Genomic DNA, 25,301 nt, shown 5'->3' on the forward strand with positions numbered 1-25,301 from the left:
GTGACACCCCGATCCTTCGAATCCTCGGCGATGCCCACCGTCACCATGGTCGGCGGCGGTCAGCTGGCCCGGATGACCCATCAGGCCGCGATCGCGCTCGGTCAGCGGTTGCGCGTACTCGCCGAACACCCCGACGACCCGGCCGCCCAGGTGAGCCCCGACGTGGTCGCGGGCAGTCACACCGATCTGGCCGCGCTGCGCAAAGCCGCCGTCGGTTCGCACGCGCTGACCTTCGACCACGAGCACGTGCCCACCGAACACCTCGAGACGCTGGTCGCCGAGGGCGTGAACGTGCAGCCGCCGCCGAGCGCGCTCGTCTACGCCCAGGACAAACTGGCCATGCGCACGAAACTGTCGGCGCTGGGTCTGCCGGTTCCCGCTTTCGTGGCGGTCGCCGAACCCGAGGACGCGGTCCGCTTCGGCGACGAACACGGCTGGCCGTTTGTGCTCAAGACCGTGCGCGGCGGCTACGACGGGCGCGGTGTGTGGATGCCCGAGAACGCCGAACAAGCCCGCGACCTGGTCGTGGAACAGCTCGGCCGCGGCGCGCAACTGTTGGCCGAGGCCAAGGTGGACCTGCGCCGCGAACTGTCGGCGATGGTGGCCCGCTCACCGTTCGGGCAGGCCGCGACCTGGCCGGTGGTGGAGACGGTGCAGCGCAACGGGCAGTGCGCGGTCGTCATCGCCCCCGCCCCCGACCTGCCCGAGGATCTCGGCGCGCAAGCCGAGACGCTGGCGTTGAACCTGGCGCGCGAACTCGGCGTCGTCGGGGTGATGGCGGTGGAGTTGTTCGAGACCCGCGACGGCGCGCTGCTGGTCAACGAGCTCGCGATGCGCCCGCACAACTCCGGGCACTGGGGTATGGACGGCGCGCGCACCGGCCAGTTCGAGCAGCATCTGCGCGCGGTCCTGGACTATCCGCTCGGCGACACCGAGCCGCTGGCCCCGGTCACGGTGATGGCGAATATCCTCGGTGCGCCCGAAGCGCCCGCGATGTCGATGGACGAACGGTTGCACCACCTGTTCGCGCGGATGCCGTTCGCGAAGGTGCACCTCTACGGCAAGGGTGAACGGCCCGACCGCAAGATCGGGCACGTCAACATCCTCGGCGAGGACGTCGCGGTGGTTCGGGAGCAGGCAGAGCGGGCGGCGCACTGGATGTCGCACGCGATTTGGACCGACGGATGGGATCCGCATTCATGAGTACTCCGCTTGTCGGCCTGATCATGGGCAGCGACTCGGACTGGCCGACGATGGAGGCCGCCGCGCTGGCCCTGGCCGAATTCGACATCCCCTTCGAGGTGGGCGTCGTCTCGGCGCACCGCACCCCGCAGCGCATGCTCGATTACGCGCGCGAGGCCGCCGACCGCGGGTTGCAGGTCATCATCGCGGGCGCGGGCGGCGCGGCCCACCTGCCCGGAATGGTCGCCTCGGCCACCCCGCTGCCCGTCATCGGCGTGCCCGTCCCCTTGAAATACCTCGACGGCATGGACTCCCTGCTGTCCATCGTCCAGATGCCCGCTGGCGTCCCGGTCGCCACCGTCTCCATCGGCGGCGCCCGCAACGCCGGCCTCCTGGCCGCCCGCATCCTCGGCGCCACCGACCCCACCCTGCGCACCCGCATGCGCGATTTCCAGACCTCCCTCGAAACCCTCGTCCTCGAAAAAGACCAGGCCCTGCGCACCCGCCTCCTCGGCTGAGCGGAGCACTCGGTCGCGTTCCGGTCGCACCGTGGTTGAACGGGGGCGGGGGGTTCGGTCAGTACGGTGGGGCGGTGGTCACTGACGAGAACGGGCGGGGACGGGCGGGCGAGGACGCCGCGAGGTTCCGGTTGACGGTGGTGGAACAGGCGCTGCGACTGTTCGAGGAGAAGGGGTACGAGGCGACGACGGTCGACGAGGTCGCCGAGGCGGCGGGGATCTCGCGGCGGACCTTCTTCCGCCAGTTCCGGTCCAAGGAAGACGTGATCTTCGCCGATCACGAGTCGCAACTCGCGCTCGCGGCGGCCTATCTCGACGCCTCGCGCGAAGATCCGTGGGACGCGGTGTGCGCCGCGGTGGTGCAGGTGTTCGAGCGGTTCACCCAGTGGCGGGAGATCGCGGCGCGGCGCTACCGGGTGGTGCGCAAGGTGCCCGCGTTGCGCGACCGCGAGATCGTGACGGTGTTCCGCTACGAGCGACTGTTCACCGACTATTTGCGGGAGCGCCAGCCCGAGGCGTCGGATCTGGCCAGGGTCCAGTTCACGGCGGCGGTCACCGCGACCCACAACTACCTGCTGCGACGGATGGTGCGCGGCGAGTCCTCGGCGGATGCGACCGATTTGCGAGACGTTCTCGCCGAGATTCCGCGCGGCGGCGTCCCGCCACGTGACGCCGGTGAGGTGGTCGTGGCCGTCTTCCCTCGGGATATGCCGACCCGGCAGGTCGCCGATCTGGTCGCGCGTCGGCTGGGTACGCTGTCGGAAAGCGAATAGCAAGCTAATCTGACACTGGGTGCCACAGGGCATCCGCATGTAACGCAGGGGTGAGGGCGTACACTCGTGGATGTGTGGCACTGAGTGCCGACCGAGACCCACACCCGAGGAGCGTGCCCAATGGCGGGAAATCCGGATTTCGACCTGTTCCGGCTCGAGGACTTCCACGACGAGCTGCGCGCGGCCATCCGTGCCCTCGCCGAGAAGGAGATCGCCCCCTACGCCAAGGACGTCGACGGTAACTCGCGGTTCCCGGAGGAGGCGCTGTCCGCGCTGAACGCCTCCGGCTTCAACGCCGTGCACGTGCCCGAACAGTTCGGCGGCCAGGGCGCGGACTCGGTCGCGACCTGCATCGTCATCGAAGAGGTCGCCCGGGTCTGCGGGTCCTCCTCGCTGATCCCCGCCGTCAACAAACTCGGCACCATGGGCCTGATCCTCAACGGCTCCGACGAACTCAAGCAGCAGGTGCTGCCCGACATCGTCAACGGCGAGATGGCCTCCTACGCGCTGTCCGAGCGCGAGGCCGGTTCCGACGCCGCGAGCATGCGCACCCGCGCCCGCCGCGAAGGCGACGACTGGATCCTCAACGGCTCCAAATGCTGGATCACCAACGGCGGCAAGTCCTCCTGGTACACCGTCATGGCGGTGACCGACGCCGACAAGGGCGCCAACGGCATCTCGGCGTTCCTGGTCCACAAGGACGACGAAGGCTTCGTCGTCGGCCCGCTCGAGCACAAACTCGGCATCAAGGGTTCGCCCACCGCCGAGTTGTACTTCGAGAACTGCCGCATCCCGGGCGACCGGATCGTCGGCGAACCGGGCACCGGTTTCAAGACCGCCCTGCAGACCCTCGACCACACCCGCCCGACCATCGGCGCGCAGGCCGTCGGCCTGGCCCAGGGCGCGCTCGACGCCGCACTGGCCTACACCAAGGATCGCAAGCAGTTCGGCACCGCGATCGCCGACTTCCAGAACACCCAGTTCATGCTCGCGGACATGGCGATGAAGATCGAGGCCGCCCGCCTCATGGTCTACACCTCCGCCGCCCGCGCCGAACGCGGCGAGAAGAACCTCGGTTTCATCTCCGCCGCCGCCAAATGCTTCGCCTCCGACGTCGCCATGGAAGTCACCACCAACGCCGTCCAACTCTTCGGCGGCGCGGGCTACACCACCGACTTCCCCGTCGAACGCATGATGCGCGACGCCAAGATCACCCAGATCTACGAAGGCACCAACCAGATCCAGCGGGTAGTCATGTCCCGCGCCCTGCTCAAGGGCTGATTCCGCGGTCGACCGGGTGTTCCGCCCGGCAACGCCACCTCGTTCCGGCCGCTTGTAGGCCTTGGATGGTTTGATTGCCGGAGCACCCGGTCGATCACCGCACGGACGCAGCCGTCGCCGAAAGCGATTGCGCGATCACTGACTCAACCCGGCAAGCACACGAGGCCATGGTCTGGCTCAGCCGGTGCGGCGTCCGTGCGTTGGCGAATCGGCCAACTCGGGCAATTTTCGAGCACTCTCAGGGCCATTCGGCTTCGGCGGGAATCGCGAAAGACACATCCACTTCGATCGATTCCGGGTCGATCTCGTCGATGATCGAGATCAGATCTCGTGTCATGGGGTCGACCTCATGGCGGTCGCGAGCCTGGGTCCATTTGTCGATCTCGATGACGTGGACGAGCCAGAACTGTCCGTCGCGTTCGACTTCGGCGTGATAGATCACTGTCGCAGCCTGCTTTTCCGACACTCGGCACCGGCTTCCTCTGTCGCGAGTTCGATGGTTCCGTTCACGGGGTCGGGGTGGGGGGTGTGGTGGGCCAGTGGTTGGGGTTGAGGGGGAGGATGACCGGGCCGCCGGTGATCTGGGCGGGGCCGGGTGGGTCGTCGTAGTGGTCGGGGTCGGTGATGTAGACGGCGCCTGCCAGTAGGGCGAGCACGGCCAGTACCCCCAGTGTTTGTTCGATCCGTAGTGCGACGCGCTGCCACGGCTTGCTCATCCCCTGCTCCCATCCGCCTGCTATCCGGTCCATCGGGTGCGGGGCGGGTGGGTATTACACGGGAGTTGTGGGGGCGGAAGGGAAGTCGGGCGGTCGGTTTCGGGTGGAGAACGGAATCGGGCCGGGATCGAGGGATCCCGGCCCGATTTCGGTGTCGGTGTCAGGCGGCGTTGCTGGTGCAGACGACGTCGATGACCGACGCGCCGCTCAGCGCGGCGGAGCCGACGTTGGCGAGCGGGGCGGTGGGGGTGATCTTGCCGAGTCGGTCGTAGGCGTCGCGTTCGGCCTCGGCGCGGTTCGGGCCGGAGCCGACGGCCACGCCCTGCTCGCTCTCGATCAGCACGCCGCACCCGTTGGCCCAGGCCACCGCGATCTGGCAGTCGGCGGCGCCGCAGGAGGCCAGGGCCGCGGCGCGCGCGTCCTCGTAGCTCGCCTCGTCGACGCTGGTGCCGTAGGTCCATTCCTGGCCGCTGACCGCGATCGCGGCGTACAGGCCGGCCGCGTTGGCCGAACCCGCCCCGAGTACCGACCCCACCGCAAGGCTGCTCGCCGCGACGGCGAAGCCGACCTTACCCATCAATCCCATCGCACTGTCTCTCTCTAGGAATACGGTCCGGTACCGGACCACGGCAATCATGGCCGCTGGGAACGATTCCGTCCAAACCCAGCGGTATACCGACGCGCCCGGCGATGGGTCGCGCGGACGGCGGTCCGGTCGGGCATGCTGGCGGGGTGACCGATGGACAGAGGGTGCCCGAGACGGAGGCGGACGACCGACGGGTCCGGGTCTTCTTCGACCTGGACGTCGACGAGGACGGCTGGCCGCCGGTGGCGACCGAGACCATGTGGGCCAGGCCGACCGACGAACCGGACCTGTTCGTGCTGGACAACATCCCGTTCTTCGTGCGGGGCCTGTCCGACGGCGATGTGCTGCGGGCGGTGCGCGACGAGGACGGTCGCCTGGTGGTGACCGAGCACCTGGCGTCCTCGGGCAATTGCACGATCCGGGTGATCCCGCTGTCGGACGGCCCGCTGGCGGGGGACAAGCAGGCGGTGCTGGACGCGTTCGCGCCGCTGGGTGTGGAGGGTGAGGGGGTCGGGCAGTTCGACCTGGTCGCGCTGAACGTGCCGCCCGAGGCGGACCTGGACCGGGTGAAAGGTCTGCTGCTGCGCGGCGTCGAGGACGGGTCCTGGGATTACGAGGAGGGCTGCATCGGCGACGCGTGGGACGCCGCGGCGCCCCGCTGACCCTTCACCCGAGCGTCCGCTCGGTCGGTATCCCGGCAAACTATCTGCTTCTACCCGGGTGCGCACTGTTATCTCCCGCCCCGCTCCCGCACGCTGGTAGCGGGCCCGTCGCCGGGCCCGCGTAGCGCAGGGGAGGAATGGGGATGGACGCCAGATCGACAACGGGATCGCTGCCGCGGGTGACCGGCGGCGGCCCGTCCGACACGCCTGCCACGCGGCACGCGTTCTATCGCGACATCTGCGGCCTGCCCGCGGAATTGGACGCCGAGACCGGCCGCATCACTCTGCGCGCCCGCGCGGTGACGGGCATCGTCGCGCCCGCGGGGCTGGGGCAGATCGTGAAGGTCGACTTGGATCGGCGCGCGTTCGTCGGTGTGCCGATCGTGTCGCATCCGCGCAGCGCGACGTGGACGTTCCTGGTCCGCGCCGACGTCACCCGCGAGGTGATCGCGCGCGACGCGCCGTTGTGGCGCAACAGGATCACAGTCCTGGAGGGGGAGGCGGCGATCGCTCTGCCGTCGCCGACCGATCGGGGCGTGTTCCATCGCGCCTGGATCACGCCACTGCGGCCGGACCGGATCCCGTCGGGGCTGACCGTGGTCGATGCGATCCGATTCTGCCTGACGGCCAGGTCGGCTTGAGCGTCGGTCAGATTCCGGCGCGGGGCGCGCGGCTCGCGAGCAGGTCGGCGTAGCCGGGGTTGTCCTCGATGTATTTCTCGACGTACCAGCAGGTGGGGATGACGGTGAAGCCCTCGGCGCGCGATTCGTCGAGCGCGTAGCCCACGACCTGACCGGCGACGCCGCGGCCCCGGAACTCGGGGAAGGTCATGGTGTGGTGGAAGTCGCGGACCTTCGCGTCCTCGCGTTCGGCGTAGTCGGCGTAGCCGGCGAGGGTGTCGTCGAGGTAGATCTCGAAGCGGGTGTCGGCGGTGTTGTGCTCGAGCCTGGTGGTCATGTTCTGTCGAACTCCTGGGTCGGGGGATATGTTCCGGTCACAGCACCGCGCCGGGGTTGAGGATGCCGTGCGGGTCGAGGGCGTCCTTGACGCGCTTGGTCAGCGCCATCACTTCGGGGCCGACCTGGTCGGGCAGCCACGCCTTCTTGAGTCGGCCGACGCCGTGTTCGCCGGTGATGGTGCCGCCGAGTCGGATCGCCAGGTCCATGATCTCGCCGAAGGCGCGGTGGGCGCGCGCGGTGTGCTCGGCGTCGTCGGGGTCGTGCACGATCAGCGGGTGGGTGTTGCCGTCGCCCGCGTGCGCGATCACCGAGATCAGCACGTCGTTGCGCGCGGCGATGGCGGCGATCCCGGTGACGAGGTCGGCCAGGCGCGGCAGCGGCACGCCGACGTCCTCGAGCAGCAGCGGCCCGATCTTCTCCACGGCGGGGATCGCGAAGCGTCGGGCGGCGGTGAACGCCTCGCCCTCGGTTTCGTCCTCGGTGTGGAAGACGGCGTCGGCGCCGGCCTTCTCGCAGGCGGCGACCATGATCTCGGCTTCGCGGGCGGCGTAGTCGCCCGGGGCGTCCGACCGCGCGACGAGCAGGGCCGCGGCCGAGCGGTCCAGGCCCATGCGCAGTTCGTCCTCGACGGCGTTGATGGCGACCGAGTCCATGAATTCGAGCATGGAGGGCCGCAGCGCGCCGGTGATGGCGAGGATGGCGTCGGTGGCGGCGGTCAGGGTCGCGAAGGTGGCGACGACGGTGCTCTGCCGCGGTTGGGCGGGCAGCAGGCGCAGGGTCAGTTCGGTGATGACGCCGAGGGTGCCTTCGCTGCCGACGAACAGTTTGGTCAGCGACAGTCCCGCCGAATCCTTCAGGCGCGGACCGCCCAGCGCGACCACGGAGCCGTCGGCGAGCACCACCTGCATCCCGAGGACGTAATCGGTGGTGACGCCGTATTTCACGCAGCACAGTCCACCCGCGTTGGTGGCGGCGTTGCCGCCGATGGAGCACATCTCGAACGAGGACGGGTCCGGCGGGTACCAGAGGCCGTGGGCGGCGGCGGCCCGTTTGACCTCGGCGTTGAGCAGGCCGGGCTGGGCGACGGCGGTCCTGGTCACCGGGTCGACGGTGATCTCGCGCATCTTCTCGGTGCTGAGCACGAGTCCGCCGTCGACCGCGCCCGCCCCGCCCGACAGTCCCGAGCCCGCGCCGCGCGGCACCACCGGCACCCGGTTCTCGTTCGCCCAGCGCAGGGTGGCGGCGACCTCGGCGGTGCTCGTCGGGCGGATGACCGCCAGTGGTGTGCCGGCGTCGGGGTCGCGCGCCCAATCGTGTCGGTATCCCGCCAGCACGTCGGGGTCGGTGAGCACCGTTCCCGGGGGCAGCAGTGCGATCAGGTCAGCCACGTCCACGCCGTCCAACGGTAGTCGCCGGGCGGCGGTGCGCCGGGGACGCGCCGTGATCCGCGTCTCCGGGGACGCTCCGGTTACGCGGCGGCAACGTGCCGGGGTTACCGTGGCATCGACGCGGTGTCGACCGCGCGGCAGGGGTGCACGGGGGCTGGTGTCGTGCCCGAGGGGCATTCGTGGAAGGGCAGGTCCGATGGCGAGCGCAACGCCGGAATATCGTGAGTTGGTCGCCGCGGCCTTCGCGCAGGAGGTGGCCGACGGGGGACTGGACGAGGCCGCGCTGCGCAGGTTGCGCGAGGGCGAGGTCCGGGAGTGGACGGACGCGCTGGACCGGTCCGGTCTGTTCGGCAAGCAGGCGGTGAGTCGCCTCGAACGGCGCTGGCGCGAGGATCCGGAGGATCTGCTCGACGCGATCCTGTCCGGCGCCGACGCGGTCACCGAACGTCGCTGGCGGCAGGTGTGGGCGGGCCTGCGCGATCGGGGACTCGAGACCGGACTCGGCTGACCGGCGGGGTTCACCTGACGGACACCTGCGCCGGGCAAGCTGGCCTCGTGCTCGATCCGGCGGCCACCACCGACACGACCATCACCGACACCCTCGTCGTCCGGTTCACCCGTCTCTGCGAGACCGTCGTGCAACGGTTGCCGTTCGGGCTGGATCGTGTCGTCCCGCCGACCCTGCTCGGGTTCGCGGTCATCAACAGCTTCACCTTCGGCGTGGACCTGCTGCTGCTCACGCTGTTCCACGGCGTGCTGGACTGGCCGGTGTGGCTGTCGGTCACCCTCGGCTACCTCTGCGCGTTCGGCTTGGCCTTCGTGCTGAACCGCACCTTCAACTTCCACTCGCACGCGCCGATTGGCCGCCAGGCGGCGATCTACGTCGTGGTGGTGGTGATCAACTATCTGGCCTTCCTCCTCGGCGTCGGCACCGGGTTGGCCGCGCTCGGCGTGGAATACCACCTCGCGCGACTGCTGGCGGGCGCGTGCGAGGCCGTCTATATGTACAGCGCGATGCGGTGGGTGGTCTTCCGCAATCGGGAGCGCGTGCTGCCGTTCTGAACGCCCAGGTCAGCGCAGCACCTCGACCTTGTCGCCGTCGACCACCACGACTTCGTCGTCGGTGAGTCCCCAGTGCGGTACGCCGCGGGCCCGCAGGTCGGCGGCGAGGCGGTCGCCGAAGCCGTCGGGATCGGTGGGCGAATCCAGATGCGGCACGATCGGGCGGTCCACCAGGCCGAGTCCGTCCCAGCGCGGGGCGACTCCGCAGGTCGGTTCGACCTCGCCGGGATCGTCGCTGGTCTCCAGGCCGTGCAGGTCGGGAGTCAGCAGGCACGCGCCCGCGCTGTAGCCGGCGTAGACCAGCGCGTCCTCGGCGAGCAACCGGGGCAGCACCAGATCGGCTCCGCTGCGGGCGAATTGGGCGCGCAGCACGAAGGTGTTGCCGCCCCGCACCCAGAGCAGCGGGAATTCGGCCATCCGGCGGGCGAGGCTGTCGGGCTCGCCGATGTAGTCGCGCAGGTCGAGCACCTCGGGCCGGAAACCCATCGCGCGCAGCGGGCCGAGATCGCTGGTGACCGCGCCCTGCCACATCGCGGGCCAGGCGTCGCAGGCGTTCGGGATCACCGCGACCCGTCCCGGCGCGCCGACCATGTCGAGCAATCGGTCCCGGTGCGCGCCGAAACGGTAGGAGGACAGGAACAGTCGCACTGTCAGATGGTGAAGGCGAGGTTGCGGACCAGACGCAGGCCGAGTTCCTCGTCCCCGCCCAGGGTGATGTCGTCCAGGTGGGTGTCAGCGGTGGTGCGTCCGCCGCACAGGCGCGCCAGCAGTCCGGAGTCCAGGCCGAGGGTCACCGTGGGCGGTTCGTCGAATCCGTCGACGTAGCGGGCGCGGCCCTGCACGGCGATGTCGAGGGTGCGCGCGAGCGGGCCGGTGAGCTCGAAACGGATGCGCGAACCGTCCGGCGCGCCACCGAGTTTCACCAGGACGCGGGGCAGGCCACCGGTGATCTCGCCGAAGGCGGCGTCCCCGCGCGGGCCGCCTTCGGCGACCGTGCGGTCAAGGGCGTCGGCGATGTCGAGTTCGTGCAGCCAGCAGTCGAACAGGCGCACCCGCATGAACCGGCCGTAGGGCACTTGCCCGATCGGCGAGGCGGTGGGTTCGTTCCACTGCTGCTCGTCCATCTTCGCCAGCGCGGTGCGGCGGGCGTCGGTGACCTCCTCGAAGCGCGCCAGCAGCGCTTCGCCGGTCAGCGGGCGCAGGCGTTCGAGCCAGATCTCGTTCTGCACGCCGAATTCGTTGCGCACGTGCGGCAGCGTGGTGACATCGATCTTCTCGCGCGCGGGATCGCGCGCCGGCAGCGGTTCGCCGAGCAGCCAGGATTCGATGGCGACCAGGTGCGCGAGCACGTCGAAGACGGTCCAGCCCGGCAGCGGAGACGGTGCGCGCCAAGTGTTCTCGTCCAGATCCCGGACCAGGGCCGCGTTGCTCGCCCACTGCTCCGACAGCAGCGCGCTCAGTTCGGCGCGGTCCGGCGTGTCCGTACTCATGACGGTGTTCCTTCCCTGTCGGTGTCCCCGGCGTCCGGTGGGTCCAGGGCCGCGAGTCCGGCGCCGAGGGCGGCGGCGGTCGCGATCGGGTCGTGCGGCCTGCGCAGCAGGAATCCCTTGGCGAAGGCGAAGGTATCGCCCCGTCGTCGCGGGATGACGTGCAGGTGGATGTGCGGCACGGTCTGGAAGGCCGCGCGGCCGTCGTTGAGGACGAGGTTGGCCCCGTCGGCGCTCAGGCCGCCGCGGCGCGCTGCCAGTGCCAGCCGGTGGCCGAGTCGGAAGATCCGCGCGCCGAGGTCGGGGGCGAGGTCGTCGAGTTCGGCGGCGTGGCTCTTGGGGATGACCAAGGTGTGCCCGCGGGCGATGGGCCGGATGTCGAGGAACGCGCACAGCGTGTCGTCCTCGTAGACCTTCGTCGCCAGAGCTTCGCCCGCCACGATGCGGCAGAAGACGCAGTCGTTCACACCCGCGACATTACGGCGTACGGTCGCCGCGGAACAGCCCGAATCGGGCGACTCGAATGATGTGGTCGGCCGCGTCGCTGTGTGACGCGCCACTGGGTCGCGCGGTCCCGGCGCGGCTGCTGCGGGGCCCGCCGCGTGCGGTTTCGCCGGTGCCACCAGCGTTGTCGGTGTTCGCGGCGCGGGTGCTCGAACCCGCTCGGGCCATGTGAATCAGGTCCTGGGCCGCCGCGCCGTCGCTCCGGGGTCGTCCGCGGACCGACTGCGGTTCGGGCATGTGACGGGCATCTCAGCTACGCTCACCGCGACCCAGGTACAGTTGCGAGGATTCGGGCTAACTTACCCGTCGGTAACTTAGTCTGTCCGTCGTTCGATGGCTAACGGCCAGCACGAGAAGGAAGTCTGACAAGTGGAGACAACGCAGAGCGCGGGCGACTCGTCGCCGCGCGGAGCGCGTGTCGGTGTCGTTCGCGAGTCTCACGCGGGCGAACGGCGTGTCGCATTGGTGCCCAAGATCATTCCCGCGCTGCTGAAACTGGGCGTGGACGTGGTGGTGGAATCCGGCGCCGGACTGGGTGCGCTCATCCCCGACGAAGCCTACGCCGAGGCGGGCGCGACCATCGGCGACCCCTGGTCGGCCGAGGTCGTGGTCAAAGTGGCCCCGCCCACCGACGCCGAGGTGGCGAAACTGTCCTCCGGGCAGACCCTCATCGGATTCCTGGCCCCGCGCAACGCCGAGAACTCGATCGGCGCGCTGAAAGCGGCGGGCGTGCAGGCCTTCGCGGTCGAGGCCATCCCGCGCATCTCGCGGGCGCAGGTCATGGACGCGCTGTCCTCGCAGGCCAACGTCGCGGGCTACAAGGCCGTACTGCTCGCGGCCTCCGAATCGACCCGCTTCTTCCCGATGCTCACCACCGCGGCGGGCACCGTCAAGCCCGCCACCGTGCTCGTGCTCGGCGTCGGCGTCGCGGGCTTGCAGGCGCTGGCCACGGCCAAGCGCCTGGGCGGCCGCACCACCGGCTACGACGTGCGCCCCGAGGTCGCCGACCAGGTGCGCTCGGTCGGCGCGCAGTGGCTCGACCTCGGCATCGACGCCGCCGGTGAGGGCGGCTACGCCCGCGAACTCACCGACGAGGAGAAGGCCCAGCAGCAGAAGGCGCTCGAGGACGCGATCAAGGGTTTCGACGTGGTGATCACCACCGCGCTCGTGCCCGGCCGCCCCGCGCCGCGCCTGGTCACCGCCGCCGCGGTCGAGGGCATGAAGCCCGGCAGCGTCATCGTCGACCTCGCGGGCGAGACCGGCGGCAACTGCGAACTCACCGAACCCGGCGAGATCGTGGTCAAGCACCAGGTCACCATCGCCTCCCCGCTCAACCTTCCCGCCACCATGCCCGAACACGCGTCGGAGCTGTACTCCAAGAACATCTCCGCCCTGCTCGAGTTGATGGTGGTCGACGGCAAACTCGCCCCCGATTTCGCCGATCAGGTGCTGGCCGACTCCTGTGTGACCCGTGAGGCAGAAACCGAGGTGCAGGGCTGATGTACACCGAACTCCTGGCGAATATCGCGATCCTGGTGCTGTCCGGGTTCGTGGGCTTCGCGGTCATCTCCAAGGTGCCCAACACCCTGCACACGCCGCTGATGTCGGGTACCAACGCCATCCACGGCATCGTGGTGCTCGGCGCGCTGGTCACCCTCGGCAAGATGGACGACCCGTCCATCGGCATCCAGATCATCCTGTTCGTCGCGCTGGTCTTCGGCACGCTGAACGTCGTCGGCGGCTTCGTGGTCACCGACCGCATGCTCGGCATGTTCAAGGGCAAGAAGGCCACTCCCGCCGCGGGCGCCGAGAAGGCGGGGAAGTAGACCATGGACAATCTCGTCAACATCCTCTACATCGTCGCGTTCGCGATGTTCATCTACGGTCTGATGGGCTTGACCGGCCCGAAGACCGCGGTGCGTGGCAACTGGATCGCGGCGGTCGGCATGGGTCTGGCCGTGGTGGCCACCCTGATCGCGGTACGCGACACCGGCAACTGGTTCCTGATCATCGCGGGCCTGGTGGTCGGCGTGGTCCTGGGCGTCCCGCCCGCCCGCTACACCAAGATGACCGCGATGCCGCAGTTGGTCGCCGCGTTCAACGGCGTGGGCGGCGGCACGGTCGCGCTGATCGCGTGGGCCGAATTCCTCGACACCAGCGGCTTCTCGGCGTTCAAGCACGGTGAGGAACCGACCGTGCACATCATCGTCGGCTCGCTGTTCGCCGCGATCATCGGCTCGATCTCGTTCTGGGGTTCGCTGATCGCCTTCGGCAAGCTCCAGGAGATCCTGCCCGGCAAGCCGATCGGCGTCGGCAAACTCCAGCAGCCGTTGAACCTGCTGCTGCTGATCGTCTCGGTCGCCGCCGCGGTGGTCATCGGTCTGGGCGCCTCCGACGGCGGCGCGCCGTGGTGGTGGATGGTCGTGCTGCTGCTGGCCGCGGGTGTGCTCGGCCTGATGGTGGTGCTGCCGATCGGCGGCGCGGACATGCCGGTCGTGATCTCGCTGCTCAACGCCCTGACCGGTCTGTCGGCCGCGGCCGCGGGCCTGGCGCTGAACAACACCGCGATGATCGTGGCGGGCATGATCGTCGGCGCGTCCGGCACCATCCTGACCAACCTGATGGCCAAGGCGATGAACCGGTCCATCCCGGCGATCGTCGCGGGCGGATTCGGCGGCGGGGGCGCCGCGCCCGGCGCGAGCGGCGGCGGTGAGCAGAAGCAGGCCAAGGCCACCAGCGCCGCGGACGCCGCGATCCAGATGGCATACGCCAACCAGGTCATCGTGGTGCCCGGCTACGGCATGGCCGTGGCCCAGGCCCAGCACGCGGTCAAGGAGATGGCCGGACTGCTCGAGGCCAAGGGCGTCGAGGTCAAATACGCCATCCACCCGGTGGCGGGTCGCATGCCCGGACACATGAACGTGCTGCTGGCCGAGGCCGAGGTCTCCTACGACGCCATGAAGGAAATGGACGACATCAACGGCGAATTCGGCCGTACCGACGTCGCCCTGGTGATCGGCGCCAACGACGTCACCAATCCGGCGGCGCGCGAGGACGCGGCCAGCCCGATCTACGGTATGCCCGTGTTGAATGTCGATCAGGCCAAGAGCGTCATCGTGCTCAAGCGTTCGATGAACTCCGGATTCGCCGGAATCGACAATCCGCTGTTCTACGCCGACCACACCTCCATGCTGTTCGGCGACGCGAAGAAATCCGTCGGCGCGGTCACCGAGGAATTGAAGGCGCTGTAGCACAACGTATTCGAGTGGAGCGGCTCCCGCCTCGTGGCGGGGGCCGCTTCGCCGTTCGGTGACCCGCGTCGCACCGAGGTGAATCCGCGACGGATTCGGATATCGGCTACATTTGCCGCCAGAGTTCGTCCGCCTCCGGGCGGTGAGTTTTCGAGTTGTGAGGGAGGGGATGTGGGTTGGACAACCGGCCGCATCACCCGCGACGGGAATTCGAGTCCCGCACCGAGGAATCCGACGCCGCCACGGAATCCGACAGCACGGTGGAAACCGACAGCACCTTCGTCGCCGCGCTGAAACTGATCGGCGTCTTCGCGGTGATCGGTCTGGCGATCTTCGTCGCCCGCGGCTATGTCGGCAGCGGTGACGCGCAGGCCGATGTCGGGCGGTGCGCGAAATTGTCGGGAAACACCGCCGCCGCCGCGATGGAACCGCGCGACTGCGCCGACCCGGAGGCCAATTACGTCGTCGCCCAGCGACTCGCGGGGGCCGACGCCGCCTGCGCGGGCGCCGACTACGCGGGCTACCACCAGACCGGTGACGACGCGTTCACGCTGTGCCTGCGCCTGAACGTGGTCGAGGGCGACTGCGTCAACGGGTCGATGGCGGGCACGGTGACGCGCGTGCGCTGCACGGCCGCCGCCGATTTCGAGGTCGAGCGGATGGTGCGCGGACTGGCCGACCGATCCGCCTGCGGCGCGGCCGCGACCGAGGAGAACACCTTGGTCTACGCGGTTCCCGAACCCCTGACCTTCTGCCTGGTGCGCCCGCGCTGATCGGTGCGTCAGAGTCGCAGGGGCCGATCACCGGGGGCGCGTGGAGCGACTATATCGGCGGACCACGCGCAGATCAGGACCGCCACCAGCGGGACGATCAAGGCGGCGGTCAGGGGAATGAGCGCGGTCAGCCAGCCGATGAGGGCGGGGCCCGCGAGCAGACCCAGGTAGCCGATGCTGAACACCCGCGACATATCGGTGGCGGCGGTCGCCGAGCCGAGATTGCCCGCGGCGGTGAAGATCTGCGGGATGCTGCCGGACAGCCCCAGACCGACCAGCGCCCAACCGAACAGTGTCAGCGGTGTCAGACCCGAGACCACGACGATCGCCAGACCGGCCGCGCAGATCAACGTGCCGTAACGGACCACCGCCACCGGCCCGAACCGGCCCGCGATCCGGTCGGTCGCGAACCGTCCCGCCGTCATGGTGAAGGAGAACGCGCCGAAGGCCAGCGCCGCCGTGGCCTCGTCCGCGCCGAGATGTTCGCGGACCTGCAACGCGCTCCAATCCGCCGCCGCGCCCTCGGTGAGCAGCGCGATGAACGCGATCGCCGCGAGCCCGAAGATGACGCGCGCCTTGTCCCGCCGGTCCCGAGTGGAGTCGGACGGTTTCTCCCCGGCGGGCCGGTCGGCGAGTGCGCCGGAGTCCTCGCGGTACACGAAGGCATCGGGCGCATCGCTGGTCGCGGCCGCTACCGGCGGCTCGGCGGTTGCGTAGCGGAGGTCGGTGGTCGCCGGGGCAGGGAGGGGTTCGGCGTCGAGAATGTCGGTGGGGGAACGGGTTTCCTCGGCGCGCAGCAGCAGCGTGACCGCCGCGGCCACGATGAGGACGCCCGCGAGGGCGGCCAGTCCCAAGGTCACCGGCGGGGCGAGGCCCGCGCGCTGGGTGGCCGCGCCGAGCAGCGACCCGAGGAATCCGCCCGCCGAGAACAGGGCGTGGAAGGCCGACATGATCGGTCGGTGGTAGGCCCGCTCGACCAGGACCGCCTGGGTGTTCATCGAGACGTCGAGCGCGCCGTTGCCCAGGCCGAAACAGGCCAGCGCGAGCGCGAGCGTGCCGGGGCCGTTCGCCAGCGCGGGGCCGACCACGGCCACCGAGATCAGGGTGCCCGCGGCGGCCACCAGCGCGCGACTGCCGAAGCGGTCGGCGAGTGGACCGGCCAGACGCATGCCGATCAAGGCCGCGCCCGCCAGCGCGAGGATGAAAGTGCCGAGGGTGGATTTGGTGACGCCGGTGCGATCGGAGATCGCGGGGATGTGCACGACCCACAGCGCGAGCAGGAAACCGTTGAGCGCGAAGACCGCGAACACGGCCGCCCTGGCTTTGCGCAGTCGGCTCTCGACCGTCGGAGTCGGCACCTGTTCGAAAGTACCGATCGAGGGCCACCGCCGCAGGCGAGCGGGGAGCACCGCGGCGGGCGACTACCCTGGACGACGTGGATGCGCTCGCCAGTCTGCTCGAAGGCCCCCGCGCTCGCGGCGCCTTCGTCATGTGTTCACTGTTGGACCCGCCCTGGTCGTTGCGTATCCAGGACGAGGCGCCGCTGACGGTGCTGTCGATGGTGCGCGGCACGGCCTGGATCCTGCCCGACACCGATCAGGGGTTTCCGGCGCACGCGGGCGACGTGGTGATCTTCCGTGGGCCGCAGCCGTATACGGTGGCCGACGCGCCCGGCACCGCGCCGCAGATCGTCATCCATCCCGGGCAGGTCACCAAGACCCCCGACGGGGAGACGATGTGCGAGACGCTCTCGCTCGGGGTCCGGCAGTGGGGGACCGATCCGCACGGCGCGACGATGATGGTGACGGGCACCTACGAGTCGGCGGGCGCGGCGAGCACCCGACTGCTGCGCGCGCTGCCGCCGATCATCCACCTGCCGCACGGCGAGTTCGACAGCCGACTGCTCGAACTGTTGGCCGACGAGGCCACCCGCGACGAACCCGCCCAGGGCGCGGTGCTGGACCGTCTGCTGGATCTGATCCTGATCGCCGCGTTGCGCGGGTGGTTCTCCCGCGCGGAAGCGCCCGCCTGGTATCACGCCTACGGTGATCCGTTGGTCGGGCGGGCGCTGCGGTTGTTGCAGAACAATCCGGCGCACGGGTGGACGGTGGCGAGTCTGGCCGAGGCGGTGGGGTCCTCGCGCGCGGCGCTGGCGCGGCGGTTCACCGAACTGGTCGGCGAACCGCCGATGGCCTTCCTCACCGAGTGGCGGTTGTCGCTGGCGGCGGATCTGCTCCAGGAGTCCGACGCCACCATCGAGGCGATCGCCCGGCAGGTCGGCTACGGCAGCGCGTTCGCGCTCAGCGCCGCGTTCAAACGCCACTTCGGGGTGAGCCCGCGCGACCACCGGCAGGGCGGCGCGCCCGCTGAGCTATCGTCGGCCGGGTGACCCAGCAGTATCCCGTGCTCTGGCCGGTGCCCACCCGGTGGGCGGACAACGACCACTACGGCCACGTCAACAACGTGACGTACTACTCGTACTTCGACACCGCGGTGAACGCGTGGCTGATGCACGCCACCGGCACCGACATCCGGGATCTGCCCGCGTTGGGGGTGGTCGCGCAGACCTCGTGCCAGTACGTGGGCTCGATCAGTTTCCCGGACCAGTTGCGGGTCGGGTTGCGGGTGGCGCGGCTGGGCAATTCCAGCATCACCTACGATCTGGCGATCTTCCGCGAGGCCGACGACGCGCTGGAACTCGCGGCGACCGGCAATTTCGTGCACGTCTACGTCGATTCGGCGACCCGCAAGCCGGTGCCGATCCCGGAGGTCATCCGGGCGGCGGCCGAGGGTGTGGTCACCGAGTGAGTCAGCCGCCCAGAGCGGTCTGGAACCGACGCATGCCGGCCAGCCAGCGGTCGTAGTCCGACCCTTTGTGCCGGTACATCGTCAGCACCTCGGGGTGCGGCAGGATCAGGAACCGCTCGGCTTCGATACCGAGCGCGATCACCTCGGCGGCGTCCTCGGGGCTCAGCACCGCGCCTGCGGTGCGGACCGCGCGCACCGCCAATTCGGCGGCTTCGGCGTCCTCGGGGATCAGCGCGCCGCTGAGCAGGCGGGTCTCCACGCCCATCGGGCACACGCAACTGACCCGCACGCCCTTGTCGCCGTAGGTGACCGACAGCCATTCGGCGAACCCGACCGCCGCGTGTTTGGACACCGCGTAGGGCGCGGAACCGATCTGGGTCAGCAGACCCGCGGCCGAGGCGACCGAGACGAAATAGCCGGACCCGCGCTCCACCCAGCCGGGGACCAGCAGTTTCGCGGCGCGCACGTGGGCCAGCACGTTGACCTCCAGTGCGGCCGACCACTGCGCGTCGGTGCTGTCCAGGCCGGGGCCGCCGCCGATGCCCGCGTTGGCGACGAACAGGTCGACCGGTCCGAACGCGGTTTCGGCGCGCGCGATCGCGGCCGCCACCACCGTCTCGTCGGCGACGTCGCCCGCCACCGCGACCGCGGCGTCGCCCAGTTCCGCGGCTACGGCCTGGGCGGCCGTGCCGTCCAGATCGGCGAGGACCACCGATGCCCCGCCCGCGACCAACCGTCGTGCCACCGCCGCGCCGATACCGCCGCCGGCCCCCGTGACGATCGCGACCGCGCCCGAAATCTCCATGGGCGCACCCTACTCAGCCCGCGGCCAGTCGATCCAGCAGTGGGGCGGTGCGCGGACCCACCAGCGACCGCATGATCAGCGCCATGTTGGTGCGCTCGACCCCCGGGATCTCGAGGATGCGGCCGGTGATGCGGTACAGGTCGTCGGCGTCGCGGGCCACGACTCGCACGGTCAGATCGGTCGCGCCGGTCATGCCGCACACCTCGGTCACCTCCGGGACCTCGGCCAGTTCGGCCACCACCGGATCGAGTCGGTGCTGGTCGACCACCACCGCGACGAAGGCCGAGAGCGGATAGCCCAGCGCCCGCGGCCGCACCCGCCGCTCGAAGCTGTCCAGCACGCCGCCCGCCTCCCAGCGCGCCAGGCGCGCCTGCACGGTGTTGCGGGACAGTCCGAGGCGCGCGGCCAGTTCCACCCCGGTCGCCCGCGGATTGGCGACCAGTTCCAGCAGCAGACGCGCGTCGGTCGCGTCCAGGGTCACCTCGTCGGACTCCCTACCGGTCATGGCAGGCAGTATGGCACGACATCCCTTGTCCCCCGGCTAAGCTCGACTGGCGCCACCTGCCCGATCCCGATCGCACTCCGGCCGCGGTGGCCCGTTCGCCGGCCGCCAGACGGCCGCTCGCCGAAAGTGAGAGGTGCCCCTGTGCACGATGACGGCCACGTCCTGGAATTCCGCCTCCCCGATCTGGGGGAGGGGCACGCGAATGCCGAATTGCTGTCGTGGGCGGTGGGTGTCGGGGACACGGTCGAGCTGAACCAGACGATCGGTGAGGTCGAGACGACCAAAGCCGTGCTCGCGCTACCCTCGCCGTTCTCCGGGACGGTCGTGGAACTGCTTGCGCGGCCTGGCGATACGGTCCCGGTGGGCGCGCCGCTGATCCGGGTGCGCACCGACCTGGTGGTGGCCCCGCCGATCCCGGTCCCGGCGCGCCCCGAACCCGAACGCGAGGCTCGCGTGCCCGTCCCTGCTCGCGGTGCGGTCGCGGAAGCGGCTGTCGCGCAGCGTGATCCACGCAGACCCGCGCCGGGCGGGCAGGCGGTGGCCACCCCCGCCGCGCGGGCGCTGGCCAAGGAACTGGGCATCGACCTCTGGTACATCGCGGGCTCGGGTCCGCAGGGCGCGGTCACCGTCGAGGACGTGCGCGCTTCGGTGCCGATCTCCGCGCCGCGCGCCCCCGCCGCCCCTCCGCCCAACACCGCCGCCGCGCCGCAGCGCAACGGGCATCAAGGCGGGCTGATCCGCCCCACCGCCCGCGAGACCGGCACCCCGGTCAACGGCCTGCGCAAACGCATCGCGGGGTCGATGGTTGTCAGCGCGCGCACGATCCCGCAGGCCGCCGCCTACCTCGCGGTGGACGTCACCGCCTCGATGGAACTGCTCGACCACCTGCGGGCCACCGCGCCCTTCGCCGAACAGCCGCCCACCGCGCTGGCCCTGGTCGCGAAGGCGGTCGTGGCGGCGCTGGTCGAACATCCGGGCATGAACGTCACCTGGGACGACGCGAATCAGCAGATCGTCACCAAGTACTACGTGAACCTGGGGATCGTCGTCGCCACCGAACGCGGACTGCTGGTGCCCAACCTCAAGGAGGCGCACACCCTGGGCCTGCGTGAACTCGTCCGCGACATCGGCTGGCTCACCGAGACGGCGCGGTCGGGGTCGGCCACTCCGGTCGACCTGCGCGGCGGCACCTTCACCCTGACCGACGTCGGATACTTCGGCGTCGACACGGCGGTGCCGCTGGTCATCCCCGGCGAGGGCGCGATCCTGTCGGTCGGCTCGATCCGCAAGCGGCCGTGGGTCGTGCGCGACGAACTCGCGGTGCGGTGGGTCACCACCCTGGCGGTGGGCGTCGACCAGCGGATGATCGACGGCGAGTTGGCCTCGCGCTTCCTGTCCACCGTGGGCGCGCTGCTGGAGGACCCGCTGACGCTGCTCAGTCGGGGCTGACCGCGCGCGGGGTGCGCACCCAGCGGACCACCAGGCCGGCGACCAGCGCCCAGAAGGCCGCGCCGACCCCGAGGAATCCGACGCCCGAGGCCGCGATCAGGAAGGTGACGATCCCGGCCTCGCGGTGCGTCTGGGCCGACAGCGCCGCGGCCAGCGCTGCCGCGAGCGTGCCGAGCAGCGCGAGCCCGGCCACCGTCTCCAATGTGCCCTCGGGTGCGGCGGCGATCAACGCGACCAACGCGGCCGAGGCCAAGGCCAACCCCAGATAGACCACGCCCGCCGTGCACGCGGCCACCCAGCGGCGGCGCGGATCGGGATGCGCGCCCGGCCCCGCCGCGAGCGCCGCGCTGATCGCGGCCAGGTCGATCGCGTGCCCGCCCGCGGGCGCGCCGAGGATCGTGCCGATCCCGGTGACCGTCATCGCCGCGCGCCACGGCACCCGGTAGCCGAACGAGCGCAGCACGGCGGTGCCGGGAATGTTCTGCGAGGCCATCGTGACGATGTAGAGCGGGATCGCGACGCCGACGAGCGCCTGCCAGTTCCAGTGCGGCGCGGTCAGTTCCACGGTCGGGACCATCGCCGCCAGGTCCAACGGCCGATGGGCGACGGCGATGTCGACGCCCGCGGCCACGGCGGCGGTTCCGAAGGCCGCGATCACGGCCCAGCGCTGGGCGTAGCGCTGCAACACCAGCCAGACCGCGATCACGGGGACCACCACGGCCGGACTGGTACGGATCGCCTGCACCGGGGCCAGACACAGCGGCACCAGCACGCCCGCCAACATGGCCTGCGCGATCTCCACCGGGATCGCGGCCACCAGATTCCCCAACCGCCGCCACAGGCCGGTGAGCACGATGAGCACCCCGACGGCCGCGAACGCACCGACCACCGCCGCCCATCCGCCCACCACCGCCCCGGTGCCGGCCAGCAGCGCCGCGCCCGGCGTCGACCAGGCCAGCGAGATCGGCATCCGGTAGCGGTAACTGAGCGCGATCATCCCGACCGCCTGGGTGACGCACAACGCCAGCAGACCCGAAGCCGCCTGGGTCGCCGTCGCGCCCGCGCCGGTCAGACCGCTCAGGACCACGGCCGAGGAACTGGTGAAGCCGACCAGCGCCGTCACCACGCCCGCGCCGATCGGTTGCGCGAGGCCGCCGTCGGCGGGATCGGGGGACTGCTCGGAGTCGGTCGACGTCGTGGGAACCTCGGACATCGTCGGATCATGCCGCCGGTTGTCCGGCGTGTCACCTGCCAGTCGCCGGAAACTGGCCTGAATTGCCGACGGGTCGGCCACTCGGTGCCGGGAAATCGGCGCGCGGGCGCGTAGGGTCGGGCGCACCGAAGACGGGCGTCGACGCCGGGATGGATCGACGCCCCGGCGGTGTTGTATCCGGCCGTGCGGTCCGCGGACGCGGTCGCTCGGCGAACATGGTTGCGCGAAAACGATTCTGGATGAGGAGTTCGGCGTGGGCGCGGTACTGATCTCGGCGGAGGATCTGCGGGACCTCCCGGCGGACGTCTCGGTCCGCCTGCTCGACGTGCGATGGGCGCTCGGCGACCCGGACGGGCCGCAGCACTACCTCGACGGGCACGTCCCCGGCGCGATCTTCGTCGACCTGGAGACCGAACTCGCCGCCCCGCCCGCCCCCGCGCTGGGACGCCACCCGCTGCCCGACCCCGACCGGTTGCAGCGCTGCGCGCGAAGTTGGGGCATCCGGACCGGTGACACCGTCGTGGTCTACGACGCCATCGGCGGCATGTCCGCGGCCCGCGCCTGGTGGCTGCTGCGCTGGGCGGGCGTCGCCGACGTGCGCATCCTCGACGGCGGACTGCCCGCGTGGATCGCGGCGGGCGGACCGCTCGCGACCGGCGCGGAACCCGACCCGGAACCCGGCGACGTCGACCTGCGCCCGGGGCAGTTGCCCGTGGTCGACGCCGACGCGGTCGCAAGCTGGGACGGCGTCCTGCTCGACGCGCGCGCCGCCGAGCGCTATCGCGGCGAGGTGGAACCCGTCGACCCGCGCGCCGGGCACATCCCCGGCGCGCTCAGCGCCCCCACCGCCGCCAACCTCGACGCCGACGGCCGCTTCCGCGCCGCCGACGCGCTGCGGGAACGCTTCGCCGCCTACGGTTCCGGCCCGATCGCGGTGTACTGCGGGTCCGGCGTGACGGCCGCGCACCAGATCGCCGCGCTCGCCTCGATCGGCGTCGAGGCGGCGCTGTACCCGGGTTCCTGGTCGCAGTGGTCCAACGATCCGGAACGACCGGTCGCCACCGGGGCCTGAGGCGGGTTCACGGGCAGGTCTTCGCGATGTCGCGGAGCTCGTCGCGGTCGGCCTCGGTCACGGGGAGGTCGTAGCGCACGGCGACGGTCAGGTATTTACCCGCGTAGAAGCAGTGGTTGGCCCGTTCGGGCGGCAACCAGTCGGCGGGGGTGCCGTCGCCCTTGGCCCGGTTGGTGGACGCGCCCGTCGCCAGCAGATTCACTTCGACGTCGTTGGCGAAGCGCACCCGCTGCCGGGGCGACCACCCGGAGGCGCCCAGATCCCAGGCCGCCGCGAGCGGATACACGTGGTCGATCTGGATCGTGCCCGCCTCGGCCTTGGCGAAGGTGAGCGGATCGCCGGTGTAGGGGTCGGTGAGCGTGCCCTCGACCACCACGCACTCGCGGGTGCCGGGCCGGAAGCGGACACCGGACAACTGCGCGGCCAGCACGTTGTTGCGGGTGTCGCAGCCGTCGTGACCGGCGGGTCCGTCGTGATCGTCGGTCCACGACGGACCGAACACGCAGCGCTGCCGACCGGAACAGCCGCGCTCGTAGCCGCCGGGATGCGGCCGCGACCCGACCACGCGCACGCTGTCGAGCAGTCGTTCCACCTCCGCGCGCGGGGGACTGCCGGGCGCGGGCGCGACCCGCTCGATCAGGCCGCACCCGGTCAGGGCGACGGCGAGGACGAGCAGCAGCGAGACACCGAGCGGAAGACGTCGACGGATGCGCACGGGACTCTTCTACCGGCCGCCACCGACAAGTCGGGACCGAGATACGCGCGTCGGAGTTTCGACTCAGAGCCAGGCGCGCGCGAGCAGGTCGTCCTCGGGCAGCGCCGCGCCGCGCGGCGGGAAACGGGTGGCGGTGATCGAGGGGACGTGGGTGCCGTCGTGGCCGATCAGCCACGAACCGCCGCGCTGTTCGCAGTCGGCGATCTCGGCGAAGGTGCTGAGCAGGAAGACCGCGGCCTCGCCGGGATCGGCGGTGCGGGCCAGGCGCTGGGATTCGCCGGGGCGGGACAGATCCAGCCAGACGCCGCACTGGCCGTCCAGGCGCATCCCGAGGATGTGACGGGTGTCGACGAAGGTGAAGGTGCGCCGCTCCCACGGCGTGGTCGGGGTGAAGCACTGCTCTAGTACCTGGAGCAGAATCGTCATGCTGCTGCCCTGCACTTTCCTAGGACACCGGTGCCGCGGTGGACCCGGCTACGACCAGCGGATATCCCATCCTATCCACCGGGATGCGGAAATCCGGGCTGCGCGCGGGCGTGGCTGTCGGTGCCGCCTGTTTGGATGGGAGCCATGCTGCACGGTCTGTGGTCCCCGGGGTCGGGCCTGCTGCTGTGGATCGACGGCGAGGCCCCGGAGACCGTGCCCGACCCGCTCGGTGCGCTGCTGCGGTCCTCGAAGTTCCGGCATCGCGCGGAAGTCCTCGGCCGCAACGGCCGCGAACGGGTGCGCGCGCACGCCTCCGCCCCCGATCAGGCGGCGGTGGTCCTGCGCCAGCGGTTGCCACGCGAGACGGTCTCCGGCGATCTGCGCTACCTCGGGCATGTGGCGCGGGCGGTCGAACGGTGGGTGCGGGCCGGGCGGATCGTGCCCGAACTGCGGCGCGCCGACGGGCAGTGGTGGGTGCGGTGGCGGTTGCTCGGCGGTGAACGGCAGCGGGCGTGGCTGACGGAGGCGGCGGTGGCGATGCCGCCCGCCCTGCGCGTCGCGGGCAAGCCCGCGGCGGTGCTGGAGGATCTGGTCGCCGAACTCACCGACCCGATCGCGCGCGAAGTGCTCGAGGCCGCCGAGGTCACCCATCCGCTGCTCGCGTCGCTGGTCCGGGACACCCCGCTGGAGGCGGGCAGCCACCGTCTCGCCGAGACGCTGGAGCGCTTGCGCACGTCGCTGACGGTCGAACAGTCCGAACTCGTGCTGCGCCTGCGCGAACCCGACGGGCGTTTCGACGTCGGCGAGGACGAGACGGCGACGCTGTGGCCGCTCGAGGTGTGCCTGCGCGAACCGGGCGAGGCACCGGAACCGGTTCCCCTGCAAGGTGATCCGGCGCTGGTGCGCACCGCGATGGACAAACTGGGCGAGGCCAGGCGGGTCTATCCGCGCCTGCGCGACGTCCCGGGCGATCCGCGCACGATGGACCTGCTGCTGCCCACCCCGGTCGTCGCGGATCTGGTCGAACACGGGGTGCACGCGCTGGCCGAGGCGGGGGTGCGGTTGCTGCTGCCGCGGGCCTGGAACATCGCCGAACCGAGTCTGCGCCTGCGCGTCGACAGCGCTGTCCCCGCCGCCGAGAGCACCGTGGGGATGCGCGGACTGGT

General features: G+C 70.7%; 31 protein-coding genes. 17 read left to right on the forward strand and 14 right to left on the reverse strand.

The features are described 5' to 3' along the window. Positions 1-30 precede the first annotated feature (30 nt). The 4 genes from ON30_RS05650 (at position 31) to ON30_RS05665 (ending at position 3,754) form a co-directional block, all read left to right on the forward strand. On the forward strand, positions 31-1,203 hold the full coding sequence (locus tag ON30_RS05650; RefSeq protein WP_245553951.1) for a 5-(carboxyamino)imidazole ribonucleotide synthase: 1,173 nt from the start codon (positions 31-33) through the stop codon (positions 1,201-1,203). Further along, positions 1,200-1,700 carry a 5-(carboxyamino)imidazole ribonucleotide mutase gene (gene purE / locus ON30_RS05655; RefSeq protein ID WP_040704697.1) on the forward strand — a complete coding sequence of 167 codons (501 nt, stop codon included), beginning with the start codon at positions 1,200-1,202 and terminating at the stop codon, positions 1,698-1,700. Before ON30_RS05650 ends, purE begins: the two co-directional genes overlap by 4 nt. Positions 1,701-1,774: 74 nt before the next feature. After that, a complete protein-coding gene (locus ON30_RS05660; protein ID WP_040704698.1) occupies positions 1,775-2,473 on the forward strand; it encodes a TetR/AcrR family transcriptional regulator in 699 nt (232 codons plus the stop codon). A gap of 120 nt (positions 2,474-2,593) precedes the next feature. Continuing rightward, complete coding sequence (locus ON30_RS05665) at positions 2,594-3,754, forward strand: acyl-CoA dehydrogenase (protein WP_040704699.1); 1,161 nt, start codon at positions 2,594-2,596, stop codon at positions 3,752-3,754. A gap of 238 nt (positions 3,755-3,992) precedes the next feature. Here the strand turns inward: ON30_RS05665 and ON30_RS05670 are convergent, their stop codons facing one another. From ON30_RS05670 to ON30_RS05680, 3 genes are all read right to left on the reverse strand, one after another. After that, entirely contained in the window at positions 3,993-4,196 is a 204-nt protein-coding gene (locus tag ON30_RS05670) for a hypothetical protein (RefSeq protein ID WP_040704700.1), read from the reverse strand. Positions 4,197-4,260: 64 nt separating this feature from the next. Continuing rightward, positions 4,261-4,470: a hypothetical protein gene (locus ON30_RS05675; RefSeq protein ID WP_040704701.1), complete on the reverse strand. Its 210-nt coding sequence runs from the start codon at positions 4,468-4,470 to the stop codon at positions 4,261-4,263. A gap of 160 nt (positions 4,471-4,630) precedes the next feature. Further along, positions 4,631-5,056 (reverse strand): DUF4189 domain-containing protein, encoded by a 426-nt coding sequence (locus tag ON30_RS05680; RefSeq protein WP_040704702.1) that lies wholly within the window; start codon positions 5,054-5,056, stop codon positions 4,631-4,633. Between the two features lie 146 nt (positions 5,057-5,202). On the opposite strand from ON30_RS05680, the gene ON30_RS05685 reads away from it, so the two are divergent. Both ON30_RS05685 and ON30_RS05690 read left to right on the forward strand, forming a co-directional pair. Continuing rightward, entirely contained in the window at positions 5,203-5,718 is a 516-nt protein-coding gene (locus ON30_RS05685) for a DUF4265 domain-containing protein (RefSeq protein ID WP_063719828.1), read from the forward strand. Positions 5,719-5,861: 143 nt separating this feature from the next. Beyond that, positions 5,862-6,359 carry a hypothetical protein gene (locus ON30_RS05690; protein ID WP_063719829.1) on the forward strand — a complete coding sequence of 166 codons (498 nt, stop codon included), beginning with the start codon at positions 5,862-5,864 and terminating at the stop codon, positions 6,357-6,359. Positions 6,360-6,366: 7 nt separating this feature from the next. On the opposite strand, the gene ON30_RS05695 is transcribed toward ON30_RS05690, so the two are convergent. Continuing rightward, positions 6,367-6,675, reverse strand: coding sequence for a GNAT family N-acetyltransferase (locus tag ON30_RS05695; RefSeq protein WP_040704705.1), 309 nt, complete (start codon positions 6,673-6,675; stop codon positions 6,367-6,369). 37 nt (positions 6,676-6,712) lie between these two features. Next, positions 6,713-8,071 (reverse strand): FAD-binding oxidoreductase, encoded by a 1,359-nt coding sequence (locus ON30_RS05700; RefSeq protein WP_040704706.1) that lies wholly within the window; start codon positions 8,069-8,071, stop codon positions 6,713-6,715. Positions 8,072-8,261: 190 nt separating this feature from the next. Between ON30_RS05700 and ON30_RS05705 the strand changes: the two genes are divergently transcribed. Together ON30_RS05705 and ON30_RS05710 are read left to right on the forward strand one after the other, a co-directional pair. Further along, a complete protein-coding gene (locus tag ON30_RS05705) occupies positions 8,262-8,573 on the forward strand; it encodes a hypothetical protein (RefSeq protein WP_040704707.1) in 312 nt (103 codons plus the stop codon). Positions 8,574-8,620: 47 nt separating this feature from the next. Continuing rightward, positions 8,621-9,127, forward strand: a complete 507-nt coding sequence (locus ON30_RS05710) for a GtrA family protein (protein WP_083911157.1) — start codon at positions 8,621-8,623, stop codon at positions 9,125-9,127. A gap of 9 nt (positions 9,128-9,136) precedes the next feature. Here ON30_RS05710 and ON30_RS05715 read toward each other — a convergent pair whose 3' ends face one another. From ON30_RS05715 to ON30_RS05725, 3 genes are read right to left on the reverse strand one after another with little or no spacing between them, the layout of a single operon-like run. After that, positions 9,137-9,775: a Type 1 glutamine amidotransferase-like domain-containing protein gene (locus ON30_RS05715; protein ID WP_040704708.1), complete on the reverse strand. Its 639-nt coding sequence runs from the start codon at positions 9,773-9,775 to the stop codon at positions 9,137-9,139. 2 nt (positions 9,776-9,777) lie between these two features. Then, the gene (locus ON30_RS05720; RefSeq protein ID WP_051028962.1) at positions 9,778-10,617 is read right to left on the reverse strand and encodes a maleylpyruvate isomerase family mycothiol-dependent enzyme; all 840 of its coding nucleotides are present in this window, start codon (positions 10,615-10,617) and stop codon (positions 9,778-9,780) included. Beyond that, positions 10,614-11,081, reverse strand: a complete 468-nt coding sequence (locus ON30_RS05725; protein ID WP_040704709.1) for an HIT family protein — start codon at positions 11,079-11,081, stop codon at positions 10,614-10,616. The genes ON30_RS05720 and ON30_RS05725 overlap by 4 nt, the downstream gene beginning before the upstream one ends. 406 nt (positions 11,082-11,487) lie before the next feature. On the opposite strand from ON30_RS05725, the gene ON30_RS05735 reads away from it, so the two are divergent. The 4 genes from ON30_RS05735 to ON30_RS05750 all read left to right on the forward strand — a co-directional run bounded on the left by ON30_RS05735 (position 11,488) and on the right by ON30_RS05750 (position 15,142). Beyond that, a complete protein-coding gene (locus ON30_RS05735) occupies positions 11,488-12,618 on the forward strand; it encodes a Re/Si-specific NAD(P)(+) transhydrogenase subunit alpha (RefSeq protein ID WP_040704711.1) in 1,131 nt (376 codons plus the stop codon). Beyond that, the gene (locus ON30_RS05740) at positions 12,618-12,944 is read left to right on the forward strand and encodes an NAD(P) transhydrogenase subunit alpha part 2 (protein WP_040704712.1); all 327 of its coding nucleotides are present in this window, start codon (positions 12,618-12,620) and stop codon (positions 12,942-12,944) included. Before ON30_RS05735 ends, ON30_RS05740 begins: the two co-directional genes overlap by 1 nt. A 3-nt stretch (positions 12,945-12,947) precedes the next feature. Then, positions 12,948-14,369, forward strand: coding sequence for an NAD(P)(+) transhydrogenase (Re/Si-specific) subunit beta (locus ON30_RS05745; RefSeq protein WP_040704713.1), 1,422 nt, complete (start codon positions 12,948-12,950; stop codon positions 14,367-14,369). Positions 14,370-14,545: 176 nt separating this feature from the next. Continuing rightward, positions 14,546-15,142: an LppU/SCO3897 family protein gene (locus ON30_RS05750; protein ID WP_040704714.1), complete on the forward strand. Its 597-nt coding sequence runs from the start codon at positions 14,546-14,548 to the stop codon at positions 15,140-15,142. Positions 15,143-15,150: 8 nt separating this feature from the next. On the opposite strand, the gene ON30_RS05755 is transcribed toward ON30_RS05750, so the two are convergent. Further along, positions 15,151-16,500 (reverse strand): MFS transporter, encoded by a 1,350-nt coding sequence (locus tag ON30_RS05755; RefSeq protein WP_040704715.1) that lies wholly within the window; start codon positions 16,498-16,500, stop codon positions 15,151-15,153. Between the two features lie 77 nt (positions 16,501-16,577). On the opposite strand from ON30_RS05755, the gene ON30_RS05760 reads away from it, so the two are divergent. Both ON30_RS05760 and ON30_RS05765 read left to right on the forward strand, forming a co-directional pair. Beyond that, complete coding sequence (locus tag ON30_RS05760; protein WP_040704716.1) at positions 16,578-17,531, forward strand: AraC family transcriptional regulator; 954 nt, start codon at positions 16,578-16,580, stop codon at positions 17,529-17,531. Next, positions 17,528-17,950: an acyl-CoA thioesterase gene (locus ON30_RS05765; protein WP_245553947.1), complete on the forward strand. Its 423-nt coding sequence runs from the start codon at positions 17,528-17,530 to the stop codon at positions 17,948-17,950. The genes ON30_RS05760 and ON30_RS05765 overlap by 4 nt, the downstream gene beginning before the upstream one ends. Position 17,951: 1 nt before the next feature. Here the strand turns inward: ON30_RS05765 and ON30_RS05770 are convergent, their stop codons facing one another. Both ON30_RS05770 and ON30_RS05775 read right to left on the reverse strand, forming a co-directional pair. Continuing rightward, positions 17,952-18,755: an SDR family oxidoreductase gene (locus ON30_RS05770; protein WP_040704718.1), complete on the reverse strand. Its 804-nt coding sequence runs from the start codon at positions 18,753-18,755 to the stop codon at positions 17,952-17,954. Between the two features lie 13 nt (positions 18,756-18,768). Next, entirely contained in the window at positions 18,769-19,260 is a 492-nt protein-coding gene (locus ON30_RS05775; RefSeq protein WP_040704719.1) for an Lrp/AsnC family transcriptional regulator, read from the reverse strand. Between the two features lie 141 nt (positions 19,261-19,401). Between ON30_RS05775 and ON30_RS05780 the strand changes: the two genes are divergently transcribed. Then, entirely contained in the window at positions 19,402-20,709 is a 1,308-nt protein-coding gene (locus ON30_RS05780) for a dihydrolipoamide acetyltransferase family protein (RefSeq protein WP_040704720.1), read from the forward strand. Here the strand turns inward: ON30_RS05780 and ON30_RS05785 are convergent. Beyond that, a complete protein-coding gene (locus tag ON30_RS05785) occupies positions 20,696-21,922 on the reverse strand; it encodes a benzoate/H(+) symporter BenE family transporter (RefSeq protein ID WP_040704721.1) in 1,227 nt (408 codons plus the stop codon). The genes ON30_RS05780 and ON30_RS05785 overlap by 14 nt on opposite strands. A gap of 253 nt (positions 21,923-22,175) precedes the next feature. On the opposite strand from ON30_RS05785, the gene ON30_RS05790 reads away from it, so the two are divergent. Continuing rightward, complete coding sequence (locus ON30_RS05790; RefSeq protein ID WP_085999275.1) at positions 22,176-22,994, forward strand: sulfurtransferase; 819 nt, start codon at positions 22,176-22,178, stop codon at positions 22,992-22,994. 7 nt (positions 22,995-23,001) lie between these two features. On the opposite strand, the gene ON30_RS05795 is transcribed toward ON30_RS05790, so the two are convergent. Further along, entirely contained in the window at positions 23,002-23,709 is a 708-nt protein-coding gene (locus tag ON30_RS05795; protein WP_245553948.1) for an HNH endonuclease family protein, read from the reverse strand. Positions 23,710-23,772: 63 nt separating this feature from the next. Further along, positions 23,773-24,135, reverse strand: a complete 363-nt coding sequence (locus ON30_RS05800) for a hypothetical protein (protein ID WP_040704722.1) — start codon at positions 24,133-24,135, stop codon at positions 23,773-23,775. Between the two features lie 135 nt (positions 24,136-24,270). Between ON30_RS05800 and ON30_RS05805 the strand changes: the two genes are divergently transcribed. Beyond that, the coding region (locus ON30_RS05805; RefSeq protein ID WP_245553949.1) for an SNF2 helicase-associated domain-containing protein at positions 24,271-25,301 on the forward strand (1,031 nt) is incomplete at its 3' end.

Origin of the sequence: Nocardia takedensis NBRC 100417 (assembly GCF_000308695.1) — a bacterium.
Taxonomy (GTDB): Bacteria; Actinomycetota; Actinomycetes; order Mycobacteriales; family Mycobacteriaceae; genus Nocardia; species Nocardia takedensis.

Excerpts from the sequence above, each read along its gene's own strand:
- ON30_RS05650 (WP_245553951.1), top strand. The coding sequence starts at position 31 with ATGCCCACCGTCACCATGGTCGGCGGCGGTCAGCTGGCCCGGATGACC.
- purE (WP_040704697.1), top strand. The coding sequence starts at position 1,200 with ATGAGTACTCCGCTTGTCGGCCTGATCATGGGCAGCGACTCGGACTGG.
- ON30_RS05665 (WP_040704699.1), top strand. The coding sequence starts at position 2,594 with ATGGCGGGAAATCCGGATTTCGACCTGTTCCGGCTCGAGGACTTCCAC.
- ON30_RS05675 (WP_040704701.1), bottom strand. The coding sequence starts at position 4,470 with ATGAGCAAGCCGTGGCAGCGCGTCGCACTACGGATCGAACAAACACTG.
- ON30_RS05680 (WP_040704702.1), bottom strand. The coding sequence starts at position 5,056 with ATGGGATTGATGGGTAAGGTCGGCTTCGCCGTCGCGGCGAGCAGCCTT.
- ON30_RS05690 (WP_063719829.1), top strand. The coding sequence starts at position 5,862 with ATGGACGCCAGATCGACAACGGGATCGCTGCCGCGGGTGACCGGCGGC.
- ON30_RS05695 (WP_040704705.1), bottom strand. The coding sequence starts at position 6,675 with ATGACCACCAGGCTCGAGCACAACACCGCCGACACCCGCTTCGAGATC.
- ON30_RS05705 (WP_040704707.1), top strand. The coding sequence starts at position 8,262 with ATGGCGAGCGCAACGCCGGAATATCGTGAGTTGGTCGCCGCGGCCTTC.
- ON30_RS05720 (WP_051028962.1), bottom strand. The coding sequence starts at position 10,617 with ATGAGTACGGACACGCCGGACCGCGCCGAACTGAGCGCGCTGCTGTCG.
- ON30_RS05740 (WP_040704712.1), top strand. The coding sequence starts at position 12,618 with ATGTACACCGAACTCCTGGCGAATATCGCGATCCTGGTGCTGTCCGGG.
- ON30_RS05745 (WP_040704713.1), top strand. The coding sequence starts at position 12,948 with ATGGACAATCTCGTCAACATCCTCTACATCGTCGCGTTCGCGATGTTC.
- ON30_RS05770 (WP_040704718.1), bottom strand. The coding sequence starts at position 18,755 with ATGGAGATTTCGGGCGCGGTCGCGATCGTCACGGGGGCCGGCGGCGGT.
- ON30_RS05775 (WP_040704719.1), bottom strand. The coding sequence starts at position 19,260 with ATGACCGGTAGGGAGTCCGACGAGGTGACCCTGGACGCGACCGACGCG.
- ON30_RS05785 (WP_040704721.1), bottom strand. The coding sequence starts at position 21,922 with ATGTCCGAGGTTCCCACGACGTCGACCGACTCCGAGCAGTCCCCCGAT.
- ON30_RS05800 (WP_040704722.1), bottom strand. The coding sequence starts at position 24,135 with ATGACGATTCTGCTCCAGGTACTAGAGCAGTGCTTCACCCCGACCACG.